Here is a 19,415-nt window from a genome sequence, read left to right on the forward strand (position 1 = left end):
AAAACTTATAATTGAGAATTATCTTTTAACTGCTGTTCGAGTTGAACCGACTTTGGAAACAAAATATTGTTCTCGAGGTGTACATGTGTGTGCAGGTCATTTTCAAACTCCTGCAACTTTTGGAAAAGGATACGATACGAGGTACAAGCATCTTCCGGAAGCGTATAGCTATTTGTCATTTGCCTGATCTCTTCGAGTTCTTCTCCCGCTCCTTCATGCTCCATCTCCATCATTTGAATGGGATTCATAACCCCGCCAAACGGTGCCGGCAACACAGCGGTACCTAATTCCCGGGCTGTCACGATATCCCTGATATAAGGAAAAAGGATGCGCTCCTCTTTAATCATGTGCATGCTCAGTTCCTGTGCCACCGTAGCGAATACGTTAGCCACCCCAATCAATTCGGGGTGTTTGTCCCCGTGTACACGCGCCACTTTTGTTGCAAGTTCACCAATAAAGGGGATATTGTCACGCACATATTTATGATGGACATTTACTACGTAGTCACTTAAAAAATCAAGAGCCCAGTCCTGAAAATTATGAGCATTTACATATTCTCCGCTATCCGCCGACTGCAGTGCGAGCTTCACTTCTTCAACGGCAAGCCCTTTTTTCACGCAGGCTTCTGTTAATGTTTTTTTGCCGCCGCAGCAGAAATCAATGCCGAGTTTTTTGAAAACCATCGCCTTCCTATAGTCTTTAGCAACAATCTCACCAATTGTCTCTTCCTGGTTATGCGGGTTCTTTTTACCAATCAGAACCCTCCAAACCTCCGGGCCGCTCGTCAGATATTCCCAGTTAAAGATCTGTCCGCGCTCTGCCAGCAACTGATAATAAAGCGGTTTGGGGTCATGATCATTGTGAATGATCAATTCCTCACCGCCGGTCAGTTCATCGAATCTCTTAAAAATAGTGGGATGTTTTAGTTTTGGTTCAATGACCGTTACATCCAAAATTTGTGTTTCCATTTGTTATTAATTTAATAGAAGACAAATTTATCCTTTATTATTATTCTTGTATATTTTAGGCTGCTCTTTTTTCGTAAATGTGATAACAATCAATTTTCAAAGCGTAAAAGTGACCGCGCTCATTAGCTACGGCTGAAACTTTGAAAAGCATTGCCGTAATTTCAGTAAAAAATAGTCATGGCATGTTAACCCGATATTTGAGGCAAATTACCGGGCGTTCAACCGAAGGGAAATCAGATTATGTCCAGGCACTTCCGGATACAGTTGATAAACTCAGCTTCGTCATATGGTTTAATGAGATAGTTTTGTATTCCCATCACTTTTGCTATGTCCTGGTCCCTCTTTTCGGAAAGTGCGGTAGTAAAGATAAAGGGGATGTTTTTTTTAAGGGAATCCTCTTGAAGCTGATTGAACACATCGTATCCGCTAATACCCGGCATAACTACATCCGAAATAATCAAGTCCGGGTGTAAATCAGTCAGGTACAATCCTGCCTCGCCGCAGTCGGCAACCAGCACTTCGAAACCGTAAAGCTCCAGCAGCTCTGCTGCGTTTTCCCGAATGTCCTGGTTGTCTTCGATTAGGAGAACTTTGTTTTTCATATCCGGCGTGTTACTCCAAAAATAATTATTTGAATCTGATTTTACACGCTACCTGCCTCGCTTTTTTTTGAACTACCTAAAATTAGCAGCCCAAAATAGCCGACCCCGCATAGCAGCAACAGTATGGATAGCAACAATAATTGGGGCTCAACATCCTGAACTATTATTCCGACAAGTTTTAAGGCGGGTTCAACAAATAATATCACGAGATATGCGAAAGTCAACACTAAATAACTTCCGTTTATGATCTGCAATTTTTTTACGGCGCCGAAAAAGCCGGCTTGCTTAAACTGATCAAGTATGATTGGTGTCACGATGCCCAATGTCAGCAAATGAATATAGCCAATGATGATATTACGGTCACTGAAAGCCCATCTGCCAATGACGGGAATACATACCAGGGTTTGAAAAACGGTTTTTAAGGTGATAGCCAAAAATGCAACTTTTAACAGCAAAGGCAGTTTCAGCAGCCTCGTTTTCCGACCCCGGCATATCATAAACCACGCAGTAAGATTACCCGCAGCCGCAATTCCGGCTATCAGAAAAACCCAACCGGCAGGGTTGCTCCACAAGGTAAAAATTAAATACAGCGGCAGGTTCGACCAGATTAATAGTTGATATACCCAACGCTGCGGATTGGTTGGGCACATATTAAAATAGGTGATTTCAACCAACGCAATGGCCGCCAACTGCATCCAGCCATTCAACTGAAAATGCAGGTAAACATAAATTGCATCCTGGTACACTGCCGTGCCTTTTAATCCCATAACCATAAGCGGCCCCAGGGCTAAGGGGCCGAGTGAGGAAAAGCAGAGAAAAAACAAAGTGCCAAGGGCCAATTGGCGCGCGCCCTTTGAAAGTTGCCGGGTTTCCTTTAAACTTTTCAGGAACTGCAGGGTAAAATAATAAGTACTTAAAATAAAAAACGTCGAAAAAATAATAGAGACTGTTTTGTAGCCCTGAAAGGAGAAACTAACCAGCATGCCATATGCACTTACTAGTGTTGCATTAAGGGCATACAGGAACTTCCGGCGTCTTTGAACAGGCGAAACCCGTCCGGCCAATAGCATGGCCAATCCAAGAAAAGCCCACCCGGCAAAAGCGAAATGCGAGTGAGCATGCAGTAAAAAAGTATAGTTTAAATGAGGCACAAAGGCAATATGCATCAGCCTGAGCAACACGCCAAAAACAGCAAGCACCACAAAGCTGCCTCCTGCCCAATAATGATACCTGCCTTTACTTATCCAGTCCATTATCCCCACAATTGTTTTTTGCCTTCTTCGGTAATATTATCAAAACCCCACACTGGCTCCCAGGTGAGTTGCACATCTGTCTTGTAGTCCACAAATCTGGCTTCGAGGCAATTGGCCACCCCCTGCAAAATGGCTTCCCCTACCGGGCAACTGGGTGACGATAAGGTCATTACCACCACCAGCATCCTCAATGCGCTATTTGCCCTGATAGTATAAACAAGTCCCAAATCAATGATATTGACATGAAGTTCAGGGTCAATAATGGATCGTAAGCGCTCCCATGCTTCCATTTCTATGTAAGTATCAGGATCGGTAATGTCAAAGCTATGCATGGCCGGTTGTTTTTTTGTGGGTAAGGACCCTGGTTAAATTTAAAAGATAGCAAAGCGCCGTTAACAGCAGGCAACCTGAGGCAATACGCGCAGGCGTAGCCAGGCCGGATAACGCCATAGTGATCATGGATAATATAAAACCGGTAAAGGCAATACCCTGGATGATCAGTAATTTTTGACTGTATAGATCCGAAGGTAAAGGTGTAGGTTCTTTGCCAGTGCCTGGTCCATAAATTTTTAGCCAAACCAGAAAAGGCAAAGTTTTAAACGCCTGCCCCTGGATCAGTAAAGAAAGCCAGCCCATTAGCACCAATAACCCGTATAGTTTAGTAAGTGCAATGCCTTGTGTGGTATTTTGAACATGCGCGTTAATAATAAGCGGCTGTATCAGCAATGCAGCCAGCAGCAATATAAAAGACAACATGGTGTACATCATGGGCAAATCCAACTTTCTTTTCATTCTTGACCGGTAACATTGGATTAAATAAATGAAATATATGATAAACGCTGCAGCTGGAAGCAGTGCGATGAGATAGGTCCGGTTATTGATACCTTCCAGGTATGTATCAATCACAAATGCAAGCAGGCCGCCATTCAGCAGATAATAAACCCAATCAAGCAGCTGCAAATTCTGTTTGCGGGACACCAGGAACATTGGCACCAATTTACTGCTTACCCCTATCACCAACAATAAAAACCAGCCTCCCATTCCCATATGCGCATGGAGCCTTAAAAACTGAAGGTGATCCTGCGGCAGAAAGGCGTAACGGAGGTTGAATACCAGCAGAACCCCAAGAACACCGGTGGCCAGCAACCAGATACAGGAAGTATTGATCATTTCCTGATGAATGTTCTCCTTTTTGTTCTTTAATCTTTTTCCTGTTAGAAAAATGACAATGGTAAAGCCAAGCATGCCGGTTAGCAGCAGCAGTGCCCCTCCCTGCATACATAAACCTGGTTCAAAACGCCAGAAAGAACAAACCAACAGGACAAGCCCGCTCAAAAAAGCGACAAATGATAGCCAGGGCAAACGATAGCTTGACAACCCTGTTTCAAGTACGACCGGTACCAGTTGATACGCTGCACCGAAAATAACCATGGTAACCCAGCCCAACGCGGCAAGATGGGTAATGGCTAATAATTTCGGCTGAAAATAGTGCCCGGCAAAATCTGCCGACGCAAAGAAAAACAAGACACCGATAAGCACAAAACAAACTGCTGAAGCCAGGTAGTGAGCCCTTACAATAGGGTATAATTCGGGATGCTGTTTAGTGATCATATTCATGGCCTATAGATAAACAGGATAACTGCTTCCGCTGTTTCCATGATGCGAAAGTCAAAACCTCTTTCTTTTAATACCGGGAGCAGATGAACGGGGACTTTTCGATGCCGGACATACAAGGCTTCAGTGGTTTTCAGCGTTTCCAGCTTGTCCAGGATCATAGTCATAGGCTTGGGCATTTGGAAAGGCCTGACGTCCATAATGTGCAATTGGTAGGCTTTCATAAGTTCCGTGAGCCCATCTGCTTCAACCGATAATTCCGATATATTCATTATAAGCTCATCAGGTTCGGCCTCATTCTTTAGGAAATAAGTATTCACAAGTTCCGGTCCCGCGATGTCTATAAACGAACGGTATCCCTTATTTTCCAGAAGACTGATTAACGGTACAGGTTCAAAAGTATTGATCACTTTAAGCACCTCGCCATTTTTAAGCCCGGCCGCCGCTGTAAGGATGATTTTTAAAGGGTCATTTCCTGCCGCCAAAATCGGTCTGACATCAAGATCAATAATTTTAGTAAAAGAAGCGGCAAGGGGAAGCGGTAACCTGTCAACTTCAACAGCTTCGTGCGCCGCTTTAAATCCAAGCGGTCTAAGGACGTCAAAAAATTCATTCAACGAGCAGCCAGCTATCCTGCAAGCCTGAGCAACGGATACCCGTTTGGCTAAAACCTTTCTGAGCACAGGATTTTTCAGCCGGTTAAAATTTTTATTGAGTTCGGTAAGTTTTTGGATTATCAGCTCTTCGTTATACTTCAGCAGATCACTGATTAGGCTATTAGCATTCAATACAATGTGTATTTCTGACGGTTCCATTTTTTTATGAGTTGATGGACAAATGTAAATAATAAAAGATAAAATTATCTTTTATTATTCAGAAAGGTGACGCAAAGATTACGTTTACCCGGCTACGATATTTTTTTACGTCGTTCACCCATCGATCAAATGGCAGCCAACAATTGGTTTCCTGTTCTCTCTCTGCCCACATTACCTACGCTATTTTTAAAAAGCCCCTATCTCCTAAAATAAACTTTTCAAAATGGTCCGATGCTATGGCAGTTGATCTTCTCCCTGATTTCCTTCTGGTTTCCCTGCACTTGTTAGTAATTGTGATCATTTTTTAAGCTGATCAACGTCATGTTGAAGTTTAAAGCCATTCTTGATCTTTGTTTTTAAGAAACCACCGATAAAAAAGCAGAACAGGTCGCGCTGTTTAACTGAGCTATTTATGGTACAAAGGGTCTTCTACTTTTACGAGCCCGTATTTAATGGGTTTATGAATATTAACAAAACAACCAGTCACCCATATGAAAACTATAATTGCTGCAACAGACTATTCGCCGGCTGCTGAAAACGCGGTAACCTATGCCGCCGCTTTGGCCAAACATTTCAACTACAGGCTCCTGCTTTTTAATGCCTTCAGCTTGTCCCTGCACGAATCGAATACGCTCCTGCCAGCTTCAACTGTAAGCGACCTGGAGGCAAAAAATCAAGACCGGCTTGCACAACAAGCAGCAATAACTGCACTGATTCACGACATCACTGTCAGTTATGAAACCAGTTATACGCCGGTTACAGATGAATTACAAAACCTGGTAAAAAAGCACAATGCTTCGCTGGTAGTGCTTGGCATGGCCCCGGAAAGTCAGGATCAATGGGTTTTAGGCAATACAACTACAACTGCCATCAAAAATTTGGCTTTCCCTGTGCTGGTCGTCCCCATTGGCGCCCGGTTCAAAGGGCTAAGGAAAATCATGCTGGCATGTGATGTGGCTAATGACCAGCCGGTACAGTTACTTTCCATGATTCGGAATGAAGTTATTGCTTTCGAATCGCCGGTGGAGATTTTTTATGTTAATAAAGAAGCAGCTGAAATAAAACCTGTTCAGGGCACAGTACCGCATAATTTCCAGGCAGCTGGTATTGATTGTGTTTATAGAGAAACTAATTCAAATAAAATCGTTGCCGAATTAAAAAAAGAGCTTATTACTTGTGGCGCCGAGTTGTTGATCATGATCCCCAAAAAGCACGGCTTCTGGTCTTCACTCCTTCACCGAAGTAAAACCCGCCAAATGGCTACCGGGCTGAACATACCGTTACTTGCTGTTCCTATGAGTTCATGAAATTAAGTAATGATCCCCAGAATTATAAAATATTTGCCTGGGGATCAGTTACCTTCCGGTGGTTTCACTGAGCAATTGCCTGCACTGCCGGGCAATTTCCAATTCTTCGTTGGTGGGCACCACCAATATTCTGGCACGGGAAGCCGGTGCACTAAGATCACGAATCCCATTGCCTTTTTCTGAATTTTTTGCGTTATCCAGCTTAATACCTAAAAAATCCATATTCCGGCAAACGAGGTCGCGTGCCAGGGCATCATTTTCACCAACCCCAGCCGTAAACACAATTGCATCAAGCCCGTTCATTGCAGCGGCATAAGCGCCAATAAATTTTTTAATCCGGTAGGCATACATCTCATAAGCAAGCTCCGCCCGGGCATTCCCATTATTATAAAGCGCGCTGATATCCCGCATATCGTTATGACCGGTAAGCCCTTGCATGCCGCTTTGTTTGTTTAACAACGTAGTAAGTTGTTCTGTACTGTAATTTTCTTGTTCTGAAAGGTATAATAATACCGAGGCATCAATGCTTCCGCTTCTTGTTCCCATGATCAACCCATCAAGTGGGGTAAGCCCCATACTTGTATCCACGCTCTTTCCGCCGTTAACAGCGGCCATGCTGCAGCCATTACCAAGGTGAATGGTAATGAGTTTTGCTTCTGTATGATTAAGATATTTCATTGCTTCACCACTAACGTACTGATGACTTATGCCATGAAAGCCATAAACACGAATGCCGTGGTTTTTATAAAAAGAGTCGGGTATAGCATACCTAAAAGCTTTTTCGGGTAGCGATGTATGAAACGCGGTATCAAATACAGCAATCTGTACAGCCTGGGGGAAAATCTTTTCTGACACTTCGATACCCTTTATATGCCCCGGATTATGCAAAGGCGCCAGTGGGTACAGTGCTTTGATCTTGTCTTTTACCCCGGGCGTAATGACTGTGGTACCGGTAAGTTTTTCGCCGCCATGAACTACACGATGACCAACCGCGCCCACTTGTCCCGAATCGCGGATCACCGCGATACCATCCCTGGTGAGCAGTTCGCCCACAACCTGCATGCCGGCTTCGTGATCGGGTACCTGTTGTTGAATGTACAACACTTTTTCTTCGTCATGCTGCCTGTATTTATGAGTGATCAGCGCATCTGGCTGACCGATGCGTTCAACCAGGCCACTGCAAAGCGGGCTGCTTGAATCCTGAGAAAATAACTGGTATTTGATAGAGCTGCTGCCCGAATTGATAACAAATATTTCCATATGTAAAATTATAATGAGGCCGGGCTATCCTGACTTTGTATAGCAGTGATAATAACGGTATTAAAAACATCATCAACAGTGCAACCGCGGCTAAGGTCATTAACCGGTTTATTCAACCCCTGCAGCATCGGCCCAATGGCCAGGGCTCCCGTTTCCCGCTGTACCGCTTTATAAGTGTTATTCCCGGTATTCAGATCAGGGAAGATCAATACGCTTGCTTTGCCGGCAACTTCTGAACCGGGCATTTTCTGGCTGCCAACTACCGGATCTACAGCGGCATCATATTGTATAGGCCCTTCTACTTTAATATCGGGCCGTCTATCACGCACCAATTGGGTAGCTCGCCTAACCTTTTCCACATCGGCACCTGAACCTGATGTACCCGATGAATATGAAAGCATTGCAACACGCGGTTCAATGCCAAAACGCAGGCTGTTATCTGCCGACGAGATAGCTATCTCGGCCAGTTCTTCGGCAGTAGGGTCGGGATTTACCGCACAATCGCCAAATACAGAAACACGGTCGGCCAGGCACATAAAAAAAACAGATGACACCGTAGAGATGCCGGGCTTTGTTTTGATAAACTGCAGGGCTGGGCGTATGGTATGCTGAGTAGTATGAACAGCCCCGGAAACCATTCCGTCGGCGTGCCCTTTATAAACCATCATCGTTCCAAAATAAGATACATCCGTCATGAGGTCCCTCGCCATTTCGAGGGTTACGTTTTTACTTTTACGTAGCTCATACAGTGTTTGAACATAATCTTCGTAATGAGGCGAACTGGCCGGGGGTATAACGGTTACCTTATTGAGATCAAGGTCAATGCCCAACCGCTTTACCGAAGCGGCTATTTCTGCAGGATCGCCAAGCAGGATAATGTTAACCAACTGCTGGGCAATCAGCCTTGCGCTCGCCTGCAGGATGCGGTCGTCATTCCCTTCGGGCAGTACAATTGTTTTGCGTTCCCGCTTAGCCCATTGAGTGAGCTGGTATTGAAACATGTGCGGCGTCATCACATTGGAATGATATGTTACCAGCATTTTATCAAGGGCGGCGATATCTATATAACGGTTAAATGTTTCTATAGCAAGCCGTATTTTTTTAGTATTATCCGCTGTAATACGGGCTTTAACCGCTGCCACCTGGTTAGTTGTTTCAAAAGTGCCTGACCCGACAGCGAGGATAGGGACAACGTTCTGCAATCCTTCAATCAACCTCATCACCGGTTCTTCCGGAATTGCACCTGCCGTAAGTATAATGCCGGCCACGCGGGGATAACTGGCAGACTGATTGGCCTGCAACGAGCTGATGACAATATCTCCCCTGTCGCCAGGTGTAACGATCAAAACATTCTCCTTCAGATAATTCAAAAAATTGGGCACCTGCATGGCACCGGTCACAAAGTTATCAACCTGGTTTCCGAGGTGTTCACTGCCAAACAGCAACCTGCCGTCCAACTTTTCAAAAATATCGCGAACAGTTGGGTTTTCCAGGCCCGGATCAGCGGGTACAACGGCGATAAGTATATTTTCGGACAATTGCGCACGCAGCAATTGTTGTACATCTGCAGCCTGATCGGCCTGTACCCTGTTGACAACAACCGCTAATACCTGAATATCCTGCACCTGGTAAGCCTGCCTAAAATTCAGCGCATCCTGAACAATTTCGGCAGTGGTTTTCCCCACGCCCGATACAAGGAGTAAGACGGGGGAGTTCAGGTTTTTAGCGATGAGCCGGTTAGTTTCAAACTCAAATGCCGTTCCCTGCCCTTCAAAATCACTCCCTTCAACTACAGTAAAATCGCACGTCGCTTCTAAGGCCTTAAACCGTGCGATAATCGCGTCGATCATGTCACCCTGGTGCTGATCTTTGATCTGCTGCATAGCCCCCTGCCTGGTAAATACATAGGTATCCCGATAAGTTTGCGGTAGTTGAAAATGTGCCAAAACCGTTTCAATATGGGTATCTGGCTGCTCTTCCGGGCCGAACGGTATAATGGGTTTCAAATAACCTATCTTTTGTGCCCGGCCAAGCAGCATAGCCACCAGGCCCAATACAATAACTGATTTGCCGCTATAGGGTTCGGCCGAAGTGATATAAATACTTTTTGTCAAAACCTTTATAAATTAATTTTTCTTGTGGAACTAAGCAGCCCGCCTTATGCCCGTCAATGCCAATTTAAGATCCTTCATTGCCAATAAAGCGCCCCCTACCCTGATCTGTAAACTGATAAAATCATCTATCAGCGATAACCCGATCACAGCTCTCGGAACAACGATCAACTGTTCTATTTTGTTTATAAAATGAAGAATATCTTTATGCAGGTCATGTTGCTCAAGCATAGCCGAGTGCAGCCCTTCGTCAATATGCCTGGCCGCGTTTTTTTCGCCAGCCAGCAGTTTTGTTAAAAAGGCGTGCTCATTATCCAGGAAGGCAAGGTCTGCCAGCCATTGTTTACCGGTGAGGTAAATTTCCTGAAGTTCAAATTCCAGTTCGGTGTCTTCGATAAGTGCTTCCATCGTTTGAATATTTTATAGTACAAATATCGTTGCCGGATAAAATCTGATAAGGGTAAACGATCAAAAACAAAAATGATCTCCGTCATATTTAACTACGGCCTGAGCAGGATAGTGGGGATACATCCCTGGCTAAAAACAACAACTATATGGATAAACAGACCTTACCACACCAGCAAACGCCCTGCATCAGAAAAACTGCATCGGGCAGATGCTTAAGTGTCTTTCGCGTGATGAGATTTACCCCCGCGATGCACGCTTTTGTTTGCGCAAATGTAGGTGCGCTATTCCAAATAATGTAGCTTTAATAGACAAAATAGCTGTGATTAGTTTTTTCACGGTTGTTTGTTAGCCAAAGCAACGGCATTTGAAATAGCAAACAACTGACAATCAGCACAAAAAAAACAACAATAGTCATTTATTGCGAGGATGAATTATCCTATGTTTGAAAGATAATCCATCCCAAAAAAACATAAAAAGAAAAGGAAATTCTATAAACAACACTTTACTAATTTGCCGATATTTGCACCGTGATCAAGAAACTGTTCGTAACTTTTTTAGCTATGCTGTACCTCGGGGTTTCTTCGGGTGCAACATTGCATTATCAGTACTGCATGGGCAGACTGGTCAAGGTTGCGTTGTGGCATGATGAACAGAGCAAAAAATGCAATACCTGCGGTATGAACTACCAGGGCAAGGCTGCAAAAAAATGCTGTACAGATAAACACCAGCAACTCAAATCGGAAAAGAGCAGCTCACTTACGTACAGCCAGATTGGCCTGGGCACAAGCCCCGCATTGCTGGTTATACCGCTTTTCGGGTTAGTGCCTTACAATTATCTGCCGCTGAAAATTAGTCATCCGGTTGGCCAGTCACCGCCGCTTGTCACTACCCTACCTGTTTTTTTACGTAACTGCACATTCCGCATTTGATTTTCCTCTTGCTTCAATCCGAAGCCTGGTAGCTTTTTTATGGCTACCCTGCAAGCCTAAAACTTCTTTAATCTATAGTTTCCTGCTACGGCTGGAAATGATATTCATTATTTAACCATTTCTATATCATGAAAAAGATTCAAATTTTCGTTTTCGCCATCATCATGCTATTTGCTTTTAACCAGGTTAAAGCACAAAACACTTCATCCAAAGCTGATGTACTTTCGGCCTATTATGGCGTAAAAAACGCGCTTATTAGCGGCGATGCGTCCGCAACCAATGCCAAAGCCAAAATGTTACTGGCTGCAATCAGTTCATTTCCGGTCGACAAGCTTTCGGCAGCTGATAAAACTACCTGGACAAAATATGCAGATAAGTTGCAGTTCGATGCCCGTCATATTTCGGAAAGCGATGACATCACGCATCAGCGTGAACATTTTGCCAACCTTTCAGAAAACATGTTCGCCGCCGTACAGGCAATTAAGCTGAACAACGCCCCTGTTTACCGCGACTATTGTCCGATGAAAAAATCATATTGGTTAAGTGAAACTGCCGCCATTCAAAATCCCTACTACGGCAATCAAATGTTAAACTGTGGCGCTGTAAAAGAAACTTTACCTGCAGCTAAGTAATTAAAGGGCCGGGGCAAATACTCCGGCCTTACATTTTAATACCATGAAGAAGTTTATTTTATTGATCATTTTTTTGCTGCCTGTTGTCAGTTCCATTGCCCAACATTCGGGGATGAAAATAGAGCCAACCGGTCAGAGCAAGCATCTTCCGTTTTTCACCAAAACAGGTAACCGGGAGATATACCACTTATATATCAATGATACCACCGTTAACTATACCGGCAAACAGCGGCCGGCTATGGCTATAAATGGCAGTATCCCTGCACCCGAACTGGAATTTACCGAAGGCGATACTGCCGAGATCTATGTGCACAATGAAATGATGATGGAAACCTCTATCCACTGGCACGGACTGATCCTGCCCAACCGGTATGACGGTGTTTCCTATCTCACCACCACGCCCATCAAGGCTGGTGAAACGCACCTGTTCAAATTTCCGCTGGTGCAGCACGGAACCTACTGGTACCACTCCCATACCATGACGCAGGAGCAAAGCGGACTGTACGGGGCATTTATCATTCATGAAAAACAACCATCCCCTTTAAAGGAATATACCCTGCTGCTAAGCGACTGGACCGATGAAAACCCGGAACAGGTACAGCGCCGGCTCCATAATGCCACAGACTGGTATGCCATCCGTAAAGGGAGTACCCAGAATTATTTGCAGGCGATACAAACCGGACATTTCAAAACAAAGCTGGCCAATGAATGGAAACGCATGACTGCCATGGATGTAAGCGATGTTTACTACGACCGTTTTTTCAGCAATGGCAAGGCCGAAAATCAGGCTCCCGAATTTAAAGCCGGCGACAAGGTGAAACTGCGGGTAATTAACGGAAGTTCTTCTACCTATTTCTGGCTTGGCTGGGCGGGCGGCAAACTAAAAGTTGTTGCCAATGACGGCGAAGATGTTCAGCCGGTTGAGGTGGACCGGATGATCGTAGGCGTTGCAGAAACGTATGACCTGATAGTTACTATCCCTGCCGATGGCAGTTATGAGTTCCTGGCGACACCTGAAGATCGCACCAAATATACGTCGCTTTGGCTGGGCAGCGGTATCAAACATGCTGCTAAAAAGCTGCCCAAGCTGAAATACTTTGAGGGCATGAAAATGATGAATGATATGATGGATATGCAGGGTAACATGAAGGAAATGGAGGGAATGAAAATGACTACCCAGGTAATGGACATGAACACCGTGATGTATCCCGAACTTGACAAAGGCAAGCCGCCGGTTACCCTGAACTATGGTATGCTGAAAGCCCTTCAACCGACAACGCTTCCGACCGCCCCTACCAAAGTGTTCAATTTTGAATTAACCGGTAACATGAACCGCTATGTCTGGACGATCAACAACAAAACCGTTTCGGAATCTGACAAGATCCTGATTAAGAGGGGAGAAAATGTTCGTATTATTCTCTATAATAATACCATGATGCGTCACCCTATGCACCTTCACGGGCATTATTTCAGGGTATTAAACGGACAGGGAGAATACTCGCCGCTGAAGAACACCCTGGATATTATGCCGATGGAAAGGGACACCATCGAATTCCGTGCCAGCGAAAGCGGCGACTGGTTTTTCCATTGTCATATCCTATACCATATGATGAGCGGTATGGGGCGGATCTTCAGTTACGAAAACTCGCCGCCTAACCCCGAAGTGCCTGACCCGGCAGCTGGATTTAAGAAAGTAGCTGCCGACGATCGTAAATACTATGCATCGGCCAAACTGGGGCTGGAAACAAACGGCAGCGATGGCAACGCGGCTTTAGCAAATACCCGCTGGAAATTTTCTACCATGTGGCACCTTGGAATAAACAATACCAAGGGATATGAGAGTGAAACGATGTTTGGAAGGTACTTTGGCCGTATGCAATGGCTGTATGCTTATGCAGGATTTGATTATCATTATAAAAAAACAAACGAACAGGAAAAAAACCTGTTCGGTCAGCTCAGCAATAAAAACAACCGGCATACGGTAGTTGCAGGTTTGGCCTACACTTTGCCATTACTGTTTGTGGCCGATGCCCGTATTGATGGCAATGGCAAACTCAGGTTTCAACTTGGCCGGGAGGATATTGCATTGACCAGCAGGCTCCGGTTTTCTATTACAGGCAATACCGATAAAGAATATAGTAGCGGATTGCGCTACATCGTTAATAAGAATTTTTCTTTCTCCAGCCACTATGACAGCGATATGGGCTTAGGCGCCGGATTAACATTAACCTATTAGTAGTTATCAGTAAGTAAAGCTAATTAATACAAACGACTATGGAACATCAGCATCATAAACACCAGCACAAAATGCCTGAAATGAAAGGTCACGATCATGCACAACATCAGGAAAGGAATGGTATGGGGCATGGAGACATGGGCCACGCCGGACATGATCACGGAGCCATGATCGCTGATTTCCGTAAGCGTTTTTACGTAGTGCTGGCATTCACCCTACCTATATTGGCGCTATCGCCAATGATCCGGCATTGGCTGCACCTGCAAATTGGTTTCCCGGGCGACCGGTACGTACTTTTTGCGCTATCGACGGCAGTTTTTCTTTATGGCGGCCGGCCTTTTCTGACCGGGTGGCTTTCGGAACTAAAGGCGAAAAATCCCGGAATGATGACCCTGATTGGTTTTGCCATATCCGTTGCTTACCTGTACAGTGCGGCTACCATATTCGGGCTTAAGGGCATGGATTTCTTCTGGGAACTGGACACGCTTATTCTCATTATGCTGTTGGGACACTGGATCGAAATGAAATCGATAGCAGGTGCCTCGCGCGAGCTCGAATTGCTGGTCCAGCTCATGCCTTCAGCCGCGCACGTGCTTAAAGGAGACATTACAGAGGACGTAAAAACGGAAAGCCTGAAAGAAAATGACCTGATCTTAATTAAACCGGGCGAAAAGGTACCCGCCGACGGTATGGTGGAAGATGGCGAGAGCTACCTTAATGAGTCCATGCTGACAGGGGAATCTGCCCCGGTGCAAAAAACAAAAGGCCAGCAAGTGATTGCCGGATCGGTGAACGGTAACGGTTCATTAAAAGTTCGTGTTACACATAGTTGTAAAGATTCTTATTTGTTCAAAGTCATCGATCTTGTCCGCGATGCGCAAAACGCTAAATCAAACACGCAGTTGTTAGCAGATAAAGCGGCCCGTTGGCTAACTATCATTGCGCTCTTAGCCGGTATAACTACGTTCGTGGTATGGATTAGCCTGGGGCACGACCTGGCTTTTGCCATGGAGCGGATGGTGACCGTTATTGTGATCTGTTGCCCACATGCGCTTGGCCTGGCTGTTCCCCTCGTGGTAGCTAAATCAACATCCTTATCGGCGCAACATGGCCTGCTGATCAAAAACAGGACTGCTTTTGAAAATGCACGAAAGATCACTTCTATTGTTTTTGATAAAACCGGCACTTTAACTAAAGGAAAATTTGAGGTATCCAGGATGGTGCTTACCGAAGGAGTTCTGAAAAGCGAAGATGAATTACTTAGGCTGACGGGGGCATTGGAAAGCAATTCAGAACATCCGATAGCCACAGGCATTTTAAGTGAAGTTAAAAAAAGAAAACTAACCCTTCCCGAAGCCTCACAATTTAAAGCAATCACAGGTAAAGGCGTTGAAGCGGTTGCAGAGCAAAAGCACATCAAAGTGGTCAGTCCCGGTTATCTGAAAGAAAATAGCATCAGCCTTCCGGTAAATTTCAAGGTGGCCAGTAACGAAACAGTGGTATTTGTATTGATCGATGAAAAACTTGCCGGATTTGTTGCCCTTGCCGATACCATCAGGGAGGAATCAAAGGGAGCGATAGCAACCCTCCACGACAACGGTATCAAGTCGATACTCCTGACCGGCGATAATAAGCAGGTTGCCGAAAGTGTTAGCGCACAGCTGAAAATGGATGGTTTTTTTGCCGAAGTACTGCCGCATGAAAAACTGGAAAAGATCAAAGAATTACAGCAACAGGGCGAGTTTGTAGCAATGACAGGTGATGGTGTAAACGACGCCCCTGCACTTGCCCAGGCCGACGTTGGCATTGCTGTTGGCTCGGGCAGCGACATTGCTGCCGAAACCGCCGGCATTGTGCTGGTAAACAGCAATCCTAAAGACATCGTTAACCTGATCTTGTTTGGTAAAGCCACCTACCGTAAAATGACACAGAACCTGGCCTGGGCAACTGGTTACAATGTGATAACCCTGCCACTGGCAGCAGGCGTTCTGTACAATCAGGGTATTATGGTAAGCCCGGCAATTGGCGCGGTACTCATGACAGTGAGCACGGTAGTGGTGGCCATTAATGCCAGCCTGTTATCGATAGGGAACAAAAAATAGTTGGCAATTTGTAGCTAGCTGCCTGGTGTGAACCGGGCCAGTTCATAAATGCCTAAAGACTTTTCGATGCCGGCCACTTTCTCAACCATGCCCTCAAATCCGTTTTTGCCAAACAGTTTATGCTCGTTATTTTCAAATTCCTCACCCAGCGCATCATATTCATGATGGGATACGATCTTGCGGAAGGCTGGGAATAAAATGGTATCTTCCCGCGCTTCATGTGGGCGGTACATTCCGTTGAAATTATTCAACAAGGTAATAAGCTGATGTTTTTCCGTATCGGCCAGGTTTTGAGACTTAGTTAATTGCAAGAGCTTATCCGTGATAGTACGCCCGGCCTTATGTTGCGCCAGCAACGTTTGTACGAGATCCGTTAACTGGTTGGCCTTTTGAAAACGTGGGAACAGGTAGTTTTCTTCCTGCTTTTCATGGTAATCCTCAACAAAGGTGCGGATAATACCAGCCGAGTTTAACAATGCTTCCATCGGGAAATCCTGCTTATCTATTAGCAAGCCTTTGCAATGGTCATAGATGAGCAGCACCCGGTTCAGTAAACCGTGTTCCTGCATAAGATCCTCGGGCGGCGATACTTTTTGATCCCCGTCATCATCGTTGTCATTACAAGCTGATAACAATGCCAGCCCGGTTAATGAGGTGATGGCGGCTGTCTTAATAAAATCCCTGCGGTGTTGATTTGCGGTTTCCATAGCGAAGTTAGGTAAGATGATAATCAATAACTAACAAAAATCGTACTGTATCAGGCAATACTGCAAAATATGTTTAGTAATAAAGCTACTACGATATTTTGAACGCCGGAAACCCTCTTTTTCTTATTCGCTATTTAGTAATCTCTTTCATGCCCGGTTATATCCAGGCAAAATTGATATTACTTCCGTTTATCCGATAACCTCAATCATCTGCTTTGGCTGTCTATTGTTATTTATATTAACGTTCGCTCAGGATTTAACATATTGGTTGGTAAACCCGGGGGCGACATAAATTCATTTAAAGCCTCCAGGTAATGGCAGCCGGCTTTGTTACCGCCTTTCATTTTTCCTGCTGTTCCGTTTAATATTTGCTGTATTCTTTGCTCATCCGTAGAAGATACAAAGCCCGCAACACAGCCGGCGGATTTGGATTGGCTTAAACAAATGGAGGTTAACTGTTTTTTAATGGCATTCACCACTATGCAGCTTTTTCGCAGTTCGCACCATTCAACAAACCTGTTGATGAAATGGTTGTTGATCTCTCGCGCGGCAATAACCTGGCTTTGCCTTTTTTGAATAGTTTCACTGTTAACAAGCGAGAGTTCGTCAATATTAACCAGTTTAATGTGCGGTAATTCTGATGCTGCGGGTTCAACATTGTTGGGTATCGCCAGATCTATGATCAGTTTTTCACTGCAATGTTCAAGATCGGATTTAAGAATTACAGGTGTAGCGGAAGCGGTGGCAACGATGATAACATCTGCACGCGAAATGAGTATTGGCAAATCTGCTATATGGCCATAACTAATATCCATTTCTTCGGCAAGCCGCTCTGCCTTATTAACAGTCCTGTTAACCAAAGTAATACGAACCTTTTGTCCCAGGTAATCTTTAATGTTTTTACATGCACGCTGCCCCATTTTACCTGCCCCTACAATCAAAATATTTGTGGCATCAGCATGATATTGCTTAATGGATTGCAGAGCTGCAAATGATACGGAAGTAGTTCCTTTGCTGAGGCCCGTTTGATTTTTGATCTGTTTTGAAGCTTGCAAAACAGTGTTATATAGCTTTTCCAAAAAGGTATTGATAAAACCACGGTCTTTCGCAAACCTTACAGCCTGTTTAAACTGCCCGATAATTTCATAGTCTCCAAGTATCTGTGAATCTAAACCAGCTGCAACATTAAACATATGTTCAACCGCGCCGATGCCTTCCTTTTTATAGCAGTGGTCCTTAAATTCTTTTATTTCACCATTGGTAACACTGCATAACAGGTTAACCAGTTCATCTGGCGTATTGGTTACTCCGTAGATTTCGGTACGGTTACATGTCGACAAGATAAATAACGAACTAACGCCATAATTGCCTGCGTCTTTCAATATGGCTTCATATTGTTCGTTTGAAACTGCAAAACGGCCTCTAAGCCGGGCATCCGATTTTTTATAATTAATTCCGACCGCGTAAAAATTTTCGATCCCAATTATGCTGCTCTTATTATTCACGCTTTCCAAACTTTAAATTGTATATCAGGGAAATGATCGTTCGTTTACTGGCGGCATAGCTTACCTCAACTACTTTCATAACATTATTTTTATGAGGTAAAGTTGCGATGTTCGGCAGGTCAAAATAGTGACGGCCGTCACTTATACAATTGATTGTACACCCGAAACCGGATCAATTGATTAATAAAGCAACATAAAAAACAATCACAAGGATATTTACCTGTGATTGCGCTGAGGTACAACAGCGGGCAGATCGGGATGCATAGCATGTATCACAACATCAACAGCCCGAAAGACACTGACACAATGTGACCGCGATCATCCCCTTAACTGACCGGCAGCATTTTGTTTAAACAGTGATGAGCTTAGCTTTGGTCAATTAATATTCGCCGTTATGTTAGGAAAATTGGAACAACCGGAAATTGAAGCGTTGCTTAGCCGGCAGGTAACCGGCCGTTTAGGGTGCCATGCCGAGGGCACCACGTACGTAGTACCCGTAAACTATGTATACAAGAATGGCATAATCTATGCGCATTCAGGTCCGGGAAAGAAAATTGAAATGATGCGAAAAAACCCTAAAGTTTGTTTTGAAGTTGATGATATAAAAAACATCTTTAGCTGGAAAAGTGTCATAGCCTGGGGTACATTTGAAGAAATTACAGACATAGCGGAACAAGAGCAGACAATGCAGTTACTGATCCACCGGGTTATGCCACTGGTGGAACATGCGACAGACCATCCTTCCCATGGTATAACCGCAAATGAGTATGATATTGGCGACAAGATCGACCTGATCGTCTATAAGATCAGGATAGACAAGGTCACCGGCAGGTTTGAACATCATTGAGCTGCATAAATAATATTAATAATCAACACGTTAATATTTAGGCTTTGTGCATTCTGCATTTAGCTTTTATGTAAAGTACGGAATTATAGGATCAAAAGCTTTTGTAATGGGTGAAACCC

The 19,415-nt window shown here is 44.5% G+C and carries 17 protein-coding genes; 6 read left to right on the top strand and 11 right to left on the bottom strand.

Features of this window, described 5'->3' with window-relative positions:
- Nucleotides 1-5: 5 nt before the first annotated feature.
- From ric to J3L18_RS11320, 6 genes are all read right to left on the bottom strand, one after another.
- Entirely contained in the window at nucleotides 6-968 is a 963-nt protein-coding gene (gene ric, locus J3L18_RS11295; RefSeq protein WP_129567703.1) for an iron-sulfur cluster repair di-iron protein, read from the bottom strand.
- Nucleotides 969-1,201: 233 nt separating this feature from the next.
- Nucleotides 1,202-1,570, bottom strand: coding sequence for a response regulator (locus J3L18_RS11300; protein ID WP_129567704.1), 369 nt, complete (start codon nucleotides 1,568-1,570; stop codon nucleotides 1,202-1,204).
- A gap of 41 nt (nucleotides 1,571-1,611) precedes the next feature.
- Complete coding sequence (locus J3L18_RS11305) at nucleotides 1,612-2,823, bottom strand: hypothetical protein (RefSeq protein ID WP_129567705.1); 1,212 nt, start codon at nucleotides 2,821-2,823, stop codon at nucleotides 1,612-1,614.
- Nucleotides 2,823-3,155, bottom strand: coding sequence for a metal-sulfur cluster assembly factor (locus J3L18_RS11310; RefSeq protein ID WP_208102458.1), 333 nt, complete (start codon nucleotides 3,153-3,155; stop codon nucleotides 2,823-2,825). The genes J3L18_RS11305 and J3L18_RS11310 overlap by 1 nt, the downstream gene beginning before the upstream one ends.
- Nucleotides 3,148-4,434: a hypothetical protein gene (locus J3L18_RS11315; RefSeq protein ID WP_129567706.1), complete on the bottom strand. Its 1,287-nt coding sequence runs from the start codon at nucleotides 4,432-4,434 to the stop codon at nucleotides 3,148-3,150. The genes J3L18_RS11310 and J3L18_RS11315 overlap by 8 nt, the downstream gene beginning before the upstream one ends.
- Before the next feature lie 2 nt (nucleotides 4,435-4,436).
- Nucleotides 4,437-5,252, bottom strand: a complete 816-nt coding sequence (locus J3L18_RS11320; protein ID WP_129567707.1) for a DUF2249 domain-containing protein — start codon at nucleotides 5,250-5,252, stop codon at nucleotides 4,437-4,439.
- 491 nt (nucleotides 5,253-5,743) lie between these two features.
- Between J3L18_RS11320 and J3L18_RS11325 the strand changes: the two genes are divergently transcribed.
- Nucleotides 5,744-6,559, top strand: coding sequence for a universal stress protein (locus J3L18_RS11325; RefSeq protein WP_129567708.1), 816 nt, complete (start codon nucleotides 5,744-5,746; stop codon nucleotides 6,557-6,559).
- 48 nt (nucleotides 6,560-6,607) lie between these two features.
- Here J3L18_RS11325 and J3L18_RS11330 read toward each other — a convergent pair whose 3' ends face one another.
- From J3L18_RS11330 to J3L18_RS11340, 3 genes are read right to left on the bottom strand one after another with little or no spacing between them, the layout of a single operon-like run.
- Nucleotides 6,608-7,819, bottom strand: a complete 1,212-nt coding sequence (locus tag J3L18_RS11330; RefSeq protein ID WP_129567709.1) for an acetate/propionate family kinase — start codon at nucleotides 7,817-7,819, stop codon at nucleotides 6,608-6,610.
- An 8-nt stretch (nucleotides 7,820-7,827) separates the two neighbouring features.
- A complete protein-coding gene (gene pta / locus J3L18_RS11335) occupies nucleotides 7,828-9,933 on the bottom strand; it encodes a phosphate acetyltransferase (protein ID WP_091163631.1) in 2,106 nt (701 codons plus the stop codon).
- Between the two features lie 30 nt (nucleotides 9,934-9,963).
- Nucleotides 9,964-10,338 carry a hypothetical protein gene (locus tag J3L18_RS11340; RefSeq protein WP_129567710.1) on the bottom strand — a complete coding sequence of 125 codons (375 nt, stop codon included), beginning with the start codon at nucleotides 10,336-10,338 and terminating at the stop codon, nucleotides 9,964-9,966.
- Between the two features lie 527 nt (nucleotides 10,339-10,865).
- On the opposite strand from J3L18_RS11340, the gene J3L18_RS11345 reads away from it, so the two are divergent.
- From J3L18_RS11345 to J3L18_RS11360, 4 genes are all read left to right on the top strand, one after another.
- A complete protein-coding gene (locus tag J3L18_RS11345; RefSeq protein ID WP_129567711.1) occupies nucleotides 10,866-11,267 on the top strand; it encodes an HYC_CC_PP family protein in 402 nt (133 codons plus the stop codon).
- A gap of 128 nt (nucleotides 11,268-11,395) precedes the next feature.
- The gene (locus J3L18_RS11350) at nucleotides 11,396-11,899 is read left to right on the top strand and encodes a DUF3347 domain-containing protein (protein WP_129567712.1); all 504 of its coding nucleotides are present in this window, start codon (nucleotides 11,396-11,398) and stop codon (nucleotides 11,897-11,899) included.
- Between the two features lie 43 nt (nucleotides 11,900-11,942).
- Nucleotides 11,943-14,135: a multicopper oxidase domain-containing protein gene (locus J3L18_RS11355; protein ID WP_129567713.1), complete on the top strand. Its 2,193-nt coding sequence runs from the start codon at nucleotides 11,943-11,945 to the stop codon at nucleotides 14,133-14,135.
- Nucleotides 14,136-14,173: 38 nt separating this feature from the next.
- On the top strand, nucleotides 14,174-16,237 hold the full coding sequence (locus J3L18_RS11360) for a heavy metal translocating P-type ATPase (RefSeq protein ID WP_129567714.1): 2,064 nt from the start codon (nucleotides 14,174-14,176) through the stop codon (nucleotides 16,235-16,237).
- A 14-nt stretch (nucleotides 16,238-16,251) separates the two neighbouring features.
- Here J3L18_RS11360 and J3L18_RS11365 read toward each other — a convergent pair whose 3' ends face one another.
- Together J3L18_RS11365 and hemA are read right to left on the bottom strand one after the other, a co-directional pair.
- On the bottom strand, nucleotides 16,252-16,944 hold the full coding sequence (locus J3L18_RS11365) for a hemerythrin domain-containing protein (RefSeq protein ID WP_129567715.1): 693 nt from the start codon (nucleotides 16,942-16,944) through the stop codon (nucleotides 16,252-16,254).
- 233 nt (nucleotides 16,945-17,177) lie between these two features.
- Entirely contained in the window at nucleotides 17,178-18,449 is a 1,272-nt protein-coding gene (hemA, locus tag J3L18_RS11370; protein WP_208102457.1) for a glutamyl-tRNA reductase, read from the bottom strand.
- A gap of 394 nt (nucleotides 18,450-18,843) precedes the next feature.
- Here hemA and J3L18_RS11375 point away from each other — a divergent pair, with 394 nt between their 5' ends.
- Complete coding sequence (locus J3L18_RS11375) at nucleotides 18,844-19,296, top strand: pyridoxamine 5'-phosphate oxidase family protein (protein ID WP_129567716.1); 453 nt, start codon at nucleotides 18,844-18,846, stop codon at nucleotides 19,294-19,296.
- Nucleotides 19,297-19,415 lie beyond the last annotated feature (119 nt).

This window comes from Mucilaginibacter gossypii (assembly GCF_017569325.2).
GTDB lineage: Bacteria > Bacteroidota > Bacteroidia > Sphingobacteriales > Sphingobacteriaceae > Mucilaginibacter > Mucilaginibacter gossypii.